At 67.1% G+C, this 13,489-nt stretch carries 14 protein-coding genes; 7 read left to right on the forward strand and 7 right to left on the reverse strand.

Annotated elements, in window-relative coordinates; genetic code table 11:
- The first annotated feature begins 9 nt into the window (after window positions 1-9).
- A complete protein-coding gene (locus WKC72_RS13635) occupies window positions 10-615 on the forward strand; it encodes a TetR/AcrR family transcriptional regulator (RefSeq protein WP_370182925.1) in 606 nt (201 codons plus the stop codon).
- Between the two features lie 5 nt (window positions 616-620).
- On the opposite strand, the gene WKC72_RS13640 is transcribed toward WKC72_RS13635, so the two are convergent.
- The 3 genes from WKC72_RS13640 to WKC72_RS13650 form a co-directional block, all read right to left on the reverse strand.
- Window positions 621-1,643, reverse strand: coding sequence for a magnesium transporter CorA family protein (locus WKC72_RS13640; RefSeq protein ID WP_112301848.1), 1,023 nt, complete (start codon window positions 1,641-1,643; stop codon window positions 621-623).
- Window positions 1,644-1,680: 37 nt separating this feature from the next.
- Window positions 1,681-2,880, reverse strand: coding sequence for an FAD-dependent monooxygenase (locus tag WKC72_RS13645; protein WP_128641626.1), 1,200 nt, complete (start codon window positions 2,878-2,880; stop codon window positions 1,681-1,683).
- A gap of 68 nt (window positions 2,881-2,948) precedes the next feature.
- Window positions 2,949-4,178, reverse strand: coding sequence for an MFS transporter (locus tag WKC72_RS13650; protein WP_370182926.1), 1,230 nt, complete (start codon window positions 4,176-4,178; stop codon window positions 2,949-2,951).
- 48 nt (window positions 4,179-4,226) lie between these two features.
- Here WKC72_RS13650 and WKC72_RS13655 point away from each other — a divergent pair, with 48 nt between their 5' ends.
- The 4 genes from WKC72_RS13655 to WKC72_RS13670 all read left to right on the forward strand — a co-directional run bounded on the left by WKC72_RS13655 (window position 4,227) and on the right by WKC72_RS13670 (window position 7,742).
- Window positions 4,227-5,033, forward strand: coding sequence for an IclR family transcriptional regulator (locus tag WKC72_RS13655; RefSeq protein ID WP_037238653.1), 807 nt, complete (start codon window positions 4,227-4,229; stop codon window positions 5,031-5,033).
- A gap of 63 nt (window positions 5,034-5,096) precedes the next feature.
- Window positions 5,097-6,176 carry a cupin domain-containing protein gene (locus tag WKC72_RS13660; RefSeq protein WP_370182927.1) on the forward strand — a complete coding sequence of 360 codons (1,080 nt, stop codon included), beginning with the start codon at window positions 5,097-5,099 and terminating at the stop codon, window positions 6,174-6,176.
- Between the two features lie 7 nt (window positions 6,177-6,183).
- Window positions 6,184-7,011 (forward strand): fumarylacetoacetate hydrolase family protein, encoded by an 828-nt coding sequence (locus WKC72_RS13665; protein ID WP_370182929.1) that lies wholly within the window; start codon window positions 6,184-6,186, stop codon window positions 7,009-7,011.
- A gap of 11 nt (window positions 7,012-7,022) precedes the next feature.
- Window positions 7,023-7,742: a maleylpyruvate isomerase family mycothiol-dependent enzyme gene (locus tag WKC72_RS13670; protein ID WP_370182930.1), complete on the forward strand. Its 720-nt coding sequence runs from the start codon at window positions 7,023-7,025 to the stop codon at window positions 7,740-7,742.
- Window positions 7,743-7,756: 14 nt separating this feature from the next.
- On the opposite strand, the gene WKC72_RS13675 is transcribed toward WKC72_RS13670, so the two are convergent.
- From WKC72_RS13675 to WKC72_RS13685, 3 genes are all read right to left on the reverse strand, one after another.
- Window positions 7,757-8,419, reverse strand: a complete 663-nt coding sequence (locus WKC72_RS13675; RefSeq protein ID WP_370182931.1) for a GntR family transcriptional regulator — start codon at window positions 8,417-8,419, stop codon at window positions 7,757-7,759.
- Window positions 8,420-8,611: 192 nt separating this feature from the next.
- A complete protein-coding gene (locus WKC72_RS13680; RefSeq protein ID WP_370182932.1) occupies window positions 8,612-9,994 on the reverse strand; it encodes an MFS transporter in 1,383 nt (460 codons plus the stop codon).
- A gap of 285 nt (window positions 9,995-10,279) precedes the next feature.
- Entirely contained in the window at window positions 10,280-11,161 is an 882-nt protein-coding gene (locus WKC72_RS13685; protein WP_370182933.1) for a DUF1932 domain-containing protein, read from the reverse strand.
- 352 nt (window positions 11,162-11,513) lie between these two features.
- Between WKC72_RS13685 and WKC72_RS13690 the strand changes: the two genes are divergently transcribed.
- Together WKC72_RS13690 and WKC72_RS13695 are read left to right on the forward strand one after the other, a co-directional pair.
- Window positions 11,514-12,161, forward strand: coding sequence for a 4-carboxy-4-hydroxy-2-oxoadipate aldolase/oxaloacetate decarboxylase (locus WKC72_RS13690; RefSeq protein WP_370182935.1), 648 nt, complete (start codon window positions 11,514-11,516; stop codon window positions 12,159-12,161).
- A 29-nt stretch (window positions 12,162-12,190) separates the two neighbouring features.
- Window positions 12,191-12,613 carry a WhiB family transcriptional regulator gene (locus WKC72_RS13695; protein WP_370182936.1) on the forward strand — a complete coding sequence of 141 codons (423 nt, stop codon included), beginning with the start codon at window positions 12,191-12,193 and terminating at the stop codon, window positions 12,611-12,613.
- Window positions 12,614-12,706: 93 nt separating this feature from the next.
- Here the strand turns inward: WKC72_RS13695 and WKC72_RS13700 are convergent, their stop codons facing one another.
- Window positions 12,707-13,471 (reverse strand): IclR family transcriptional regulator, encoded by a 765-nt coding sequence (locus WKC72_RS13700; RefSeq protein ID WP_370182938.1) that lies wholly within the window; start codon window positions 13,469-13,471, stop codon window positions 12,707-12,709.
- Between the last annotated feature and the right edge of the window lie 18 nt (window positions 13,472-13,489).

Here is a 13,489-nt window from a genome sequence, read left to right on the forward strand (position 1 = left end):
AGGGTGAGCATGGCGCGATTGACCAGGTCGGAGAGTCAGGCGCGCACGCGGGCGCATCTCGTCGCGACCGCGCGCGACCTCTTCCTGGCCGACGGGTACGCGGCAACGTCGCTCGAAAAAGTGGCCGACGAGGCCGGCTATTCGAAGGGCGCGGTGTACTCCAACTTCAAGAACAAGAAGGAACTGTGCCTCGAGGTGCTCGGGCTCATCCACGCCACCAAGGGGCAGGAGATCGCGGAAGCGCTCGGCGGCGGCGACACGATGGAGGAGCGGCTCGAGGCGTTCCAGGCCTGGGCCGAGAAGACGCTCGGCGACGTCGGGTGGACCATGTTGGAGTTCGAGCTCATCGTGTTGTCCCGCCACGATCCCGAACTCCGCGACGCACTGACCGCCACTCTCGGGGTCGCGCGGGAGATCACGGTGACGCTGCTGAAGTCGTTCACCGACTCACTCAGGGTCGTCCTGCCGGTGCCCGCGGAGGACGCGGCCGGCAGCATCCTCAGTCTCGGTGTCGGACTGGGTATTCAGCGCGCCATCGACCCCACCATCTCCGCTCGGGTGGTCACCGACAATCTGCGGGTGCTGCTTGCGGTATCGCAGCCGAGTGAACTCTAGATCCGTCAGAGCCAGTCGCGTCGGCGGAACAGAATGTAGAGCAGGCTGGCCGACGTCACGATCACGATGGTGCTGGCGATCATTCCCGACAGCTGCCCGACTCCGGGGAACAAGACGTTCTGACCGAACCACCCGGTCACCGCGGTGGGAACCGCGATGATGGCCGCCCAACCGGTGAGCTTCTTCATGACGGTGTTGAGCCGGGCATCCTGGAGCGACAGATTCGTCTCGAAGACGGTCACCACCATGTCGCGCAACGACTCCGTCCACTCCGCGGCGCGCGTCACGTGGTCGTAGAGATCGGTGTACAAGCCGTCGAGAACCGGCGACTTGTCGCGGTCGGACTCGGCCCGCCCGCGCATGACGGCGCCCACCACCTCCCGCATCGGCAGCACGACGCGACGCAGTTGCACCAGTTCCTTCCGCAGCCGGTACGTACGCTGCTGAATCTCCCGGGTCCGCGCGGACTCGTCGAACAAACCCTCCTCGAGCGCTTCGATCGCGTCGTCGATCGTCTCGATCGTCTCGAACTGCCCGTCCACGATGGCGTCGAGCAGACCGTGCAGGAGCGCGAGTGCGCCGGAACCCGGTGTGAGCAGTGCGGGGTCCTCCTCCCAGCGCTCCACCACCTGCGACATGTCGAATCGATCGTCCCGCCGCACCGTGATGATCCCGTTCGACACCACGAACGCGGAGATACGGCTGAGCCGAAGCCGAGAATCGAGGACGCCGAGTGTGCTGACGTCGCCGGTATCGAACCAGGTGGCATACGCGGTCACGAACGCATGGCCCGCATAGCGTGTCGCCTTCGGCCGCTCACCTCGGGCGACGGCATCCTCGATGGCATTCGGATCGAGCGACCACTCGGCCGCAAGCTCGGTCAGGCACTCGTGGTCGGGATCGCACAGATCGACCCAGACGAGCGCGTTCTCGTCCTTCACTTGTTCGGACACGTCGGCAAGCGGAAAATCCTTGCCCACGCACTCGCCACCGCGCCACACACGGGTCTGCACCAGGTTGAGGGTCACGCGTCCAGTCTGCCGAACCAGCCCGGCAGGGAAGCGGTTATGACGCGCGCTCGGACGAATAGCCCCACAGCCAGTCGGTGTACTGGTAACTCGACGTGTCGCGGGTCCGGAACAATTCGTTGCGGGCGATGCGGGCAGTGCCGTCGAGGTGCCACAGCTCGCCCCACATGCGTCCGGTGGTGAGGATGCGGTTGCAGCGCGGTGCGCGTTCGGTGTTGACCTCCTTCAGGATCTGCGGCCACGCGGAATTCCCGCCTGCGGAGAAGTCTTCGGCGGCATAGTCGGCGAGGCACTTCGCGTCCTCGATCGCCATCACGGCTCCCGAGGCCAGGTACTGCAGCGGCGGGTGCGCGGCGTCGCCGAGCAGGATCATCCGCCCGTCCACCCAGTTCTCGATGGGCTCGCGGTCGTACATCGGCCACCAGCGGTCCTTCCACAGGTAGTCGATGCCGCGGCGGACGTTCTCGTGGCAGTGCGCGTAGGCCTGTTCGAGTTCCTCGGGGCCACCCCAGTTCTCGATTCCATCCTTGAAACCGGGCGATTCGAACACCGCGACCTGGTTGAGCATCTCACCGCCGCGCAACGGGTACTGGATGAAATGGCACTGCGGTCCGATGTAGCCGACCACGTCCTCGATGTCCTCGTCGAGTTCCACGTCCTGGTACGGGGTGGTGCCCCGGTAGGCGGCGTAGCCGGAGGACACGGGCTCGTCGTCCGAGATCTTCGCCCGCAAACGGGATTTGAGGCCGTCCATGCCGAGCGCGATGTCCGCCTCGTGGGTGCGGCCGTCGTCGGTGCTGACGATCACCTTGTCGCCGTCGGTGATCACGTCGGTGACGGTGACGCCCGTGTGCAGTTCGGCGCCCGCAGCCCGCGCGGCGTCGACGAGTGTCGCGTGCAGGTCGCTGCGATGGGTCACGAAATACGGTCCGCCGTAGCGGGCGCGGAACTCGGCGCCGAGGTCGATCTTGGTGAGTACCTCGGCGGTGATCGCATCGCGGAACACGATGTTCTTCGGCAGGAAGGCCCGGGAGAGAACGTCGTCGAGCACGCCCCATGAGTCGAGGATGCGGGCGCCGTGCGGTCCGACCTGCAGTCCGGCGCCGACCTCGCCGAATTCGGTGGCCCGTTCGAACAACGTGACGTTCGCGCCCTTCCGGGCGAGGGCGAGGGCGTTGGCCGCGCCGCCGATCCCGCCCCCGGCGATGATGATGTGCGCGTCCTGCAGGTTCGACATGACAGTTCCTTCGTTTCGAGCGTTCGGGGCAGGTGAGTGGCAATGCGTGCCGGGGCACACGGTGGCACTCACGTGGGGGAGGGGAAGCGGCGCCAGATCACGGTGAGCAGCAGCGCGGCGACGAGGGCGCTGACGCCGAAGAGGATGAAGTTGGAATCCGCGCCGAGTCCGGCGGCCAGGAGCCAGCCACCGATCTGCGGTGCGGCGACGGCTCCGACGCGGCCGACGCCGAGCGCCCAGCCGAGGGCCGTGCCCCGGAGGTAGTCGGGGTAGTAGGACGCGACCGCCGCGATGATGAGGCACTGAGTTCCGTGTGTCCCGACGCCGGCGAGCACGAAAATGACGTAAACCAGCGCGACCGGTGGGGCGGTGAGCAACGTCAGCAACGCGATACCCGCGAGGAGTGCGGCGACGATGCTCGTCGGGATCGTGCCGAACCGGACACCGCCCCACGCGGTGACGAACGAGCCCGCCACGGCGCCGAGGTTGAGTGCGAGGGCGAACGTGAGCGCGCTGCCGAGATCGGTGCCCTCGCCCTGCATGAGTTTGGGCAGCCACGTGCCAAGGCCGTACCAGGCGAGCAGGGTGACCACCGTGGCGAGCGCGAACATGATGCTGACGGACCGGAACCGGGTACCGAGCAGTGCGCTGAAGCCGGTTGCCGGCCGCACCTCCGTCGAGGTCACCGCGGCAGTGTGGTCGGGCAGCGTCTTCCACGCGATCGGCACCAGCAGGATCAGCGGGACGAGGGCGAAGGCGAACATCGGCTGCCAACCCCAGTTCGGGATGACGGGGATGCCGATCAGTGCCGCGATCGAACCGCCGATGGGAACACCGGACATCATCATCGTGGCTACCGCGGCGCGCCACTTCGCAGGAATCAGTTCTGCGGCAAGTGCATTGGAGGTGGGAACGAGGCCGCCCAGGCCGAGTCCGGCGATCAGACGCAATGCGCCGAACATGACGGGTCCGGTCGCCAGCGCACACAGCGCGGTGAACACGGACAGGATGATCGCGCATCCGATCACCGCGCGCTTGCGTCCCACCACGTCGGAGAGGCGTCCCGCGAGCACCGCGCCGATCATCATCCCGAGGAATGCGAGGCTGCCGAGCGTGCCCGCGGTCGCGGCGCTGATGCCCCACTCCTTCTGCAGGCTCGGGATGACGTTGCCGTAGACGATGAGGTCGTAGCCGTCGAAGACCACGAAGAGCCAGCAGACGACGACGGCGATGGCGGCGTTGCGGTCCAATCCGACGCGGTTCGCCGATGGCGCCGCGGAGGTGGCAGTGAGGGGCATGAATCGAGGGTGATGCGGCGCACAGCTCCCGTGCAATAAAGTTCTGCTGTGCAGAAGAAGCGAACGATCGAAAAGCCGACGTACATGCTGGAGTCCGTCGACAACGCGTTGCGCCTGCTGCAGATGCTGCGCGACGTCGGCGGGCTGCGACTCAAGGACGCTGCCGAGGAACTCGGCATCGCGCCGTCCACCGCGCACCGGTTGCTGGCGATGCTGGTGTACCGAGGGTTCGCCGTTCAGGACGAGAAACGCATGTACCACCCCGGGTCGGCGATGGGCGCCGGCCCGGCCCAGCGCGGGTGGACGCGCGAGTTCAACGACCTGTGCCGGCCTCACATGGAAGCCCTCGCGATCCTGTGCGGCGAGACCGTCAACCTCGTGATCCGCGTCGGCACTCAGGCGCGCTTCCTGTCGTCCGCCGAGTCGACGGGAATGTTGCGCGTCGGCGACCGTCAGGGGCAGGTGCTCGACGCGGAATTGACTGCGGGAGGGCGCATTCTGCTGGCGGAGTTGCCGAGGGAGACCCTCGAGCAGCTGTACCTGCGGCCCGCGGATCTGGCCGACGACGACCGTGAGTGGGGTGACCGCCGCCTGTCGCCCGACGACTTCGAGCGGTTCCGGCGAGAACTGTCCGCCGCCCGCGCCGTCGGATTCGCCCTCAACGTGCAGCAGACCGAGGAAGGGGTCGCGGCGTTCGGTGTCGCGATCCGGAACCGGGCTCGCACGGCGGTCGGGGCGCTGACGGTGGCCGTGCCGATCACCCGTTTCCGCCAGCACTCGCAGGGGCCGCTGGTGTCGCAGATCAAGAACGCGATCCGCGAACTCGAGGTGGACATCGCCGACCTCGAACCCTGACCGAGTTTCTGCACAGAAGAATTCTCTATCCGCCGGGACGCCGACCCTCCTAGCGTCGACGCCATGACCGCTACCGAACCGCACGTCGACGACGCTCCGGAGCTGAAACAGCTCTATACCGATTTCGAGGCCGAGCACCTGAATCCGTTGTGGACGCAGCTCGGTGATCTGATGCCGATGACGCCGACGTCGCGGGCGGTGCCGTTCGTGTGGAAGTGGTCGACGTTGTATCCGTTGGCGCAGCGGGCCGGGGATCTGGTGCCGGTCGGCCGGGGTGGGGAACGGCGGGCGATCGCCCTGGCGAACCCCGGGTTGGGTGGGGTGCCGTATGTGACGCCGACGTTGTGGGCGGCGATCCAGTATCTGGGCCCGAAGGAGGTGGCGCCCGAGCACCGGCACGCGCAGAACGCGTTCCGGTTCGTCGTCGAGGGGCAGGGGGTGTGGACGGTCGTCAACGGGGACCCGGTCGCGATGCGGCGCGGCGACTTCCTGCTGACCCCGGGCTGGCATTTCCACGGCCACCACAACGAAACCGATCAGCCGATGGCCTGGATCGACGGCCTCGACATCCCGTTCGTGCACTACACCGACACCGGGTTCTTCGAATTCGGGTCGGAGAACGTCACCGACGATTCCACCCCGGACGTGTCCCGGTCGGAGCGGTTGTGGGCGCATCCGGGGCTGCGACCGTTGGTCGGGTTGGACGCGAAAACGTCCTCGCCGATCGCGGCGTACCGGTGGGAGCACACCGACGCCGCACTGCGCGAGCAGTTGGCATTGGAGGACGAGGGGTTTGCGGCGACCACCGAACCCGGTCACGCCGCGGTCCGCTACACCAACCCGACCACCGGCGGCGACGTGATGCCCACCATCCGCGCCGAGTTCCACCGCCTCCGCGCGGGCGCCCGCACCCGGCCCCGCCGCGACGTGGGGTCGACCGTCTACCAGGTGTTCGACGGGACGGGGCGGTTCGTCCTCGGCGGCGAGGCCCGCACCGTGTCCAAGGGGGACATGATCGTCGTCCCGTCCTGGACGGAGTGGTCGATCGAGGCCGACACCGAGTTCGACCTGTTCGCGTTCTCCGACGCCCCGATCGTCGAGCGCCTGCACTTTGACCGCACATTCATTTCCGAAGGAGCCTGACAATCCCATGAAGCTTGCCACCCTGCGCCGCGGCGGTAGTACTGTCGCCGTCCGCGTCGATTCCGACACCACCGGCACGATCATCGACGGGTATCCGGACCTGTCCGCCCTGCTGACCGACCCGGACTGGAGGTCGATCGCGGACAACGCGTCCGGTGCCACCGTCGACCTCGACGGCGCCGACTACGCCCCGGTGGTCCCGCACCCGGGGAAGATCATCTGCGTCGGCCTCAACTACGCCAACCACATCCAGGAGATGGGCCGCGATCTGCCGCAGTATCCGACCCTGTTCGCGAAGTTCAAGGAAGCGTTGACCGGCCCGTACGACGACGTGATCGTCCCGGCGTATGCCGCCGCCCAGCTGGACTGGGAGGGGGAGTTGGCGTTCGTCGTCGGCCGGCAGGCGTACCAGGTGTCCGAGGCCGACGCCGAGTCCTACATTGCCGGGTATTCGGTGATGAACGATTACACGATGCGCGACTACCAGTACCGGACGCTGCAGTGGGATCAGGGCAAGACGTTCGAGAAGACCAGCGGCTTCGGGCCGTTCCTGACGACCACCGACTCCTACACGTTCGGCGGGACACTGGAGACGACACTGGAGGGGCAGGTGGTGCAGTCCACCACCACCGACGATCTGGTGTTCACCCCGGCCAGGCTGGTGGAGTACATCTCGCACATCGTGACGTTGCAGCCCGGGGACGTGGTGATCACCGGCACCCCGGGCGGGGTCGGGCACGCCCGCAAGCCCGGGCTCTACATTCAGGACGGGCAGACCGTCGAGGTCACCATCGAGGGCCTGGGCACCGTCCGCAACACGACGATCGTCAAATAGGGGTGCACCCGGTGGGCTTTCACGATCTCGATGTGTCCGAGCGGCTGCTGATCGCGCGCCGCGGCACCGCCTACTTCGCGCAACGCCTCGCCGAACTGTCCGACGAGCAACTGTCCGAGCCGACCGGGTTGGCGGGGTGGTCGCGGCGACATCTGGTGGCGCACGTCGGGTACAACGCGGCCGCGTTGTGCCGGTTGCTGGACTGGGCGGCGTCGGGGGTGCAGACCCCGATGTATGCGTCGGCGGAGCAGCGGGGCCGGGAGATCGCCGAGGGTGCCACCCTGTCGGCGGCGGCGTTGCGGAACCTGTTCGATCACACCGTCGCCCGGCTCGACGAGAAGTGGCGCACCCTGCCCGCCTCGGCGTGGGATGCGCAGGTGCGGACCGCGCAGGGCCGGACGGTGCCGGTGTCGGAGACGGCGTGGATGCGCACCCGGGAGGTCTGGATTCATGCGGTCGACCTCGGCAACGGCGGCCGGTTCGGCGACTTCCCCGACATCGTCCTCGAGTCGTTGCTCACCGACATCGTCGGAATGTGGCGGCGCAAGGACCTCGGCGCCGGCCTGATACTCGCGGTCGACGGGGGTGAACCGGTTGCGGTGCAGCCGGATACACCACCGGCCGGCAAGGTGTCCGGTCCCCTCGCCGCGGTCGTGCGGTGGGCCGCCGGACGCGGCACCGTCGGCGTGAGCATCGACGGCGGAGTCGGGGAACCGCCCCGTTGGCTCTGATTTACAACTGTGTCTCAGTCGTCCGGCTGTGATTGTCCGAAACGTCCGGCGTCGAAGGCGACGTGTCCGACGCCGATGTGGGCGGACATGAGGGATTCTGCGACGGTGCGATTCTGTGCGGCGATGGCGTCGGTGATGTCGCGGTGGAATTGGATGCTGCGGGCGATGTCGGTGTCGGAGTAGTAGAAGTAGGTTCCGAGGGTGACCGAGGTGTAGGCGAGTTGTTCGGCGATCTTGTACAGGCGAGGTGAGCGTGCGGCCGAGAGGACGAGCAGGTGGAACTCTCGGTTGTTGTGGTGCAGATCGTCTTTGTAGGTGGACTTCTTCGCTTCGGCGATCTTCGTCATTTCGTCGACGGACTTGCGCAGCTCCGCGCACTCGTCCGCGGATCGGCGTGCCGCGGCCAGGCCCGCGCCTCGCGATTCGAGGATGCAGCGCAGTTCGAAGACTTCGTCGACGTCGGAGCGGGTCCATTGCGCGACGAAGGCACCGCGATGTGGTTCGGTCTGGATCAGTCCTTCCTCGGTGAGGCGGCGGAGTGCGGCCCTGACCGGGGTGCGGCTGACATCGAATTCGTCGCAGAGTTGCCCCTCGGTGAGGTGCGCGCCCGGCGCGTAGTGTCCGGCCATGATTCGGCTCCGGACCAGTTCGTAGACCATCGAACTCGATTGAGCCATCGGGTGTCTCCTCTGTCTGCGTTATCCCCCGGTGCGGCGGGCGTCCGTACCGGGGTTGGCCGGAGCGCAGACGGTGGCGGGGCTTGTAGACCGCTGCGATTAGTCAGATTGTACTTCGATCGTACTGTTTTCTGATGGGTCTGGGCGGGCTCGCCGAGGCGAGCCCGCCCAGTGCGGATGGGTGAGGGTGGGTCAGGAGACGCGGACGTCGTCCTTGTCGGATAACTCCCGGGCGGCGTCGGTGGCCGCGAGTTCGCGGGCCTTGGCCTCGGCCTCGCGGACGAACCGGAGGCGGGTGACCAGGCCCGAAGCGATGATGAGCATGGCTGCGACGATGGACAGGCCCCAGTAGATGCCGCCGGTGGCGGTTTCGAGGGCACCGAAGCCGAAGGGTCCGACGAAGCCGCCGAGGTTGGCGAGCGAGTTGATCGAGGCCAGGCCGACGGCGGCGGCGGGTCCTGTCAGGAACAACGAGGGCAGCGCCCAGAACGGTCCGTAGGTGGCGTAGACGGCGACGGTGATGACGACGAGCAGGATCACAGAGAACCACAGGCTGTCCTGGACGAAGACCATCGATACCAGGCCGGCGGCGGCGACGAGCAGCGGAATTCCGACGTGCCAGCGGCGTTCACCGCCTCGGTCCGAGTGCCGGGCCCACCAGACCATGAAGATCGCGGCGGCGGCGTACGGGAGTGCGGTGATGAACCCGACGGAGGTGTTGCTGAGCTTGTCACCGAGGCCGGCGACGATGCTGGGGGTGAAGAAGGCGAGGACGTAGATCGCGACGGACTTGCTGTAGTAGATGAACGACAGGGACAGGGTGCGGATCCCGGCGAGGCTGCGTAGGAACGACACCTGGCCGTGGGCGGCGGCCTTGGCCCGGTTCTCGGCGTCGATGGTCTCGGTCAGCCAGTCCGCTTCGTCGCGGGTGAGCCACTTGGCCTTGTGCGGGCCGTCGACCAGGACGAACAGGGTGACGAAGCCGAGCATGACAGCGGGGATGCCCTCGAGGATGAACACCCAGCGCCAGCTCTCGACGCCGAACCAGTGCACGTGATCGAGGATCATCCCGGACAGTGGGCCCGCGATGAGGGTGGCCACCGGCAGGGCGATCATGAACTGGGCGACGACGCGGGCGCGTTCACGTTCGGGGAACCACAACGTCAGGTACAGCAGCACGCAGGGGAAGAAGCCGGCCTCCGCGATACCGAGAACCGTTCGTGCGATTGCTAATTGGGTGAAGTCGTGCACGAACCCGGTCAGGACGGCTACGGCGCCCCAGCTGAAGAGGATGCGGGCGATCCACTTGCGGGCGCCGACCCTGCGCATCAGCATGTTGCTCGGCACCTCGAACAGGAAGTACCCGATGGAGTACAATCCCGCGGCGAGCCCGAACTGCGCCTTGGTGATCCCGAGGTCGGCGTTCATCTCCAGCGCGGCGTATCCGACGTTGGCGCGGTCGATGAACGCCATGATGTAGAGCACCACCAGGAATGGCAGGACCCGCATCTTGATCTTGCGGATCACCGCACTGCGGTAGGCGCCGACCTCGGGCGCGTCCAGGTCACGGGACATCGGTGGACTCCTTCGTACAAGCTGCTGGGAAGTCGAGAGCGTGCGTTCATCCCGTGGGATTGGACTCCGCCATCGTGGCGGACCGCATCAGGCTGTGTTGCGCGCCACACTCGATCTGTTAAGAACATACAATCTGAGAACAATCTTGGCAATACCCCCACGTGACTGGTGCCACAATTCCAATTTTGTCCCCCATATTGTTGAGTCCAGAGCTGCCTCCGGACGCGGCACGACCTCTGGCCGACCCTGAGCTGTTGCGGGTCGGCCAGAGGGAAGAGACGAGGGTCAGGCGACGGCGGAGGCGTCGGCCTCGGACACGCTGAGCAGCCACGCGAGCGCGGAATCGATGGACGCCGCGGCATCCGGTCCGGGCGGGTGGGCGGCCAGTGAATGCACCGTGCGCTCATAGAGCGTGCGCGTGCCCGCAAGCACCGATGAGGGCAGATGAGCCTGGTCGAGCTGGGCGACGGCACGTTCGACCTCGTGCGAGCGGCGCTCGGCGTGCAGGAGGTGACTGCGCACCACCGCATCGAGAAAGGCGGTGAATCCCTGGGTGTCGATGTCACCGAGCACTCGGTAGAGCTCCTCGCGCACGCCCTGCTTCTCCGCCGACACCAGGCACTCGACCGCCAGCGCCTCGACTCCCTTAGTCAGCACGGTGCGCAACAACTTCAATGCCGCCGCATCCCCGGGGCGGGCGTTCTCCAGCGCCCGTGACGGTGCCCCGATCGTGGTGAAGTCGGCGACCGCCGCCTCGGCGGCGTCCCCGGAGACCAGCAGGGACGTGCGCAGGCCCGTCATGCCGATGGCGCCCATGATCACCGCATCCGCATACTCGATCCCTCTGCCGCGCAGGAAGTCCGCCGAGAAGCGCTTGTCGGCGGGGGTGGCGGTACTCAGGTCGACGAACAACGCACGCGGTGCCAGGAAGCTCCCGGCTTGCTCGGCCACCGCCGCGGCGACGTCGCCGGTCACGCACGACCAGACCCGGTCCACACCGGCGAGCCAGTCGCCGGCGCGCTCGTGCAACGACATGCCCATCTCGACCGCCAGCTCACGCGCCGCCGGGGACGGATACGCATCGCAGAGCACCACCTCAAAAGACTCCGCCGCGGCCCGGGCATACAGGCGGCCCACTTCACCACATCCGATGATCGCCAACTTCATGGTCTTCTCCTACCTCAGAGTGAGTACAAAATATGAGCGATAGTCCGGCAACGGCCCGTCAACTACCTGATCGAATCCCTATGATGACAGAGATTGTTCTGATAATGTACTTTTTTGTCGGATCGGTTACCAGGTGCCACCGCACCCGGCAACGGTGGAAGCCCTCGCGCTCCGGCGCCGGTGACCCGCGCCGACCGCGCAGCACCGGACCGCCTCCATGAATCCGACGCTCCACCCCTGACCGCCCGGCAGCAGCCTGCCGGTCACGCCTCATATCTGCTGAGCCGCAACCGATTCGGCAGAGCAACCGCAGGGCGCGGCGACACAACCGCGCAGAAAAATGGAGAACATCATGAGCACTCGACCCACCGACGGACAACTTGCCCGGCTCCGCGAGCTCGGCGCCGCCACCATCTACGAGGCGCAGGGGCAGCGCGGTTCCATCGATGCCGTGATCAAGCCGATCGATCCGTCGATGAAGCTCGCCGGACCCGCGCTCACGGTCGATGCCGGTCCCGCCGACAACCTGATGCTGCACGCCGCCCTGCAGCACGCCCGCCCCGGCGACATCCTCGTCGCCGATGCGCGTGGATTCCCCGACGCCGGAGCCTGGGGTGACGTGCTCACCGCGGCAGCGCAGAAGGTCGGGATCGCCGGCCTGGTCATCCACGGCGCGGTCCGCGACGCGGAGGAGATCATCGACATGAAGTTCCCGCTCTTCGCCCAGGGCCTGTCGATCCGGGGCACGACCAAGGCCTACAAGGGCAGCATCGGCCAGCCCGTCGATATCGCGGGCACCACTGTTCACAACGGCGACATCATCGTCGGGGACCGTGACGGCCTGGTCGTCGTCCGCGCTGATGAGGTCGAATCCGCCCTCGAACGCGCCCAGGCCCGCGAGGACAAGGAAACCAGGTTCCGCGAACGGATCGCCGAGGGCGCCTCCACCGTCGAACTCCTCGGTCTGACCGGGACCCTGAGCAGTTACTTCCCGAACTGACGCCGACTGACCGAACTGGAGGCGAGACGATGTCTTCACTCAGCCTGACCCCGCGCCTACCGTCACCCCGCACCGAGGTCTGGGACTGGCAGAGGGAGGCTCGGTGCCGGGACACCGGCGAGGAGCTGTTCTTCGCCCACGACGGCGAAGGCCGGGGCGCGCGCATCCGCCGCGAACGGCAGGCGAAAGCCGTCTGCGCCGCCTGTCCCGTGCAACGCGAGTGCCACACCCACGCGATCACCGTGGGCGAACCCTACGGCGTCTGGGGTGGCACCTCCGAAGCAGACCGGCGATGGCACGATCCCGACTCGCCACCACGCGACGCAACCGCACGGAACGGTCAGAAGCGACCATTGCGGATTTCCTCGAAACACTCGGCGCCCGGGCATAACCCGGTGCGGCGAACACCGCCGAACGGTGCCCAGGTTTGGGCGAAGGCGATGATGTCTTGACTACGTGCAGGTTTGGCCATTGCCCCGATTGCTGGTTTGCCTGTTGGGGAAGCGCTCGGAACAGGAATCGTCGGCCGGAAGCGAACTGTCCTGCTAGCCGGCGACGGGTACCCGTGTGCCGAGAGTGGTGGCGGCGCGACGGACTTCGGGGATCAGGTGGTCGATCTGGGTGTCGGTGAGTGTGTCGGTGGGTCCGGTGACGCCGAGGACGGCGACGAGGGTGCCGTCGGAGGCCCGGACGGGGGCGGTGACGGAGGCGATGCCGTAGAGGCGTTCGCTGACGGACACGGCGAAGCCGTCGCTGCGGATCTTGTCGAGTTGGGCGAACAGTTCCGCTTTCGACATGGTCGCACCGCTGGCCAATGCCATGTCGCCGACACCGCCGAGGATCTCGTCGACCTCCGCGGTGTCGAGATGAGCGAGGATCGTCTTCCCGGCGCCGCCCAGGTAGAGCGGCAGGCGCTCACCGACGGGGAGGATGTAGTTGAGCGGGTTGTCGCTTTCCACTCGGGCGATGAGCACTCGGGAGGACTCGACCTTCACGTACATCGACGCGGTGAACCCCGTACTCGCGGCGAGCTGCTGCAGCGTGGGCTGGGCAAGGACGCTGAGCGGGTTGGTGACCATGAACGCGTGCGCGACCGCGAGCGCAGCGGGGCCGGCGGTGTAGGTGTCGCCGATGCGGGCGGCGTACCCGCGTTCGAGGAGCACGCCGAGGATCCGTTGCACGGTGGCGACGTGCAGTGAGGCGTGGCGGGCGACTTCGCTGAGCCGGAGGGGCTGCTTGGCCTCCTGGAGGACCCCGAGCACGTCGAACGCGCGGTCCAGTGATCGCATGTTGTTGGTCGGCGCCGCCATTTTTCCTCCTCGATTCAC

The organism is Rhodococcus wratislaviensis, from assembly GCF_041228765.1.
In the GTDB taxonomy this organism is placed as follows: domain Bacteria; phylum Actinomycetota; class Actinomycetes; order Mycobacteriales; family Mycobacteriaceae; genus Rhodococcus_F; species Rhodococcus_F wratislaviensis.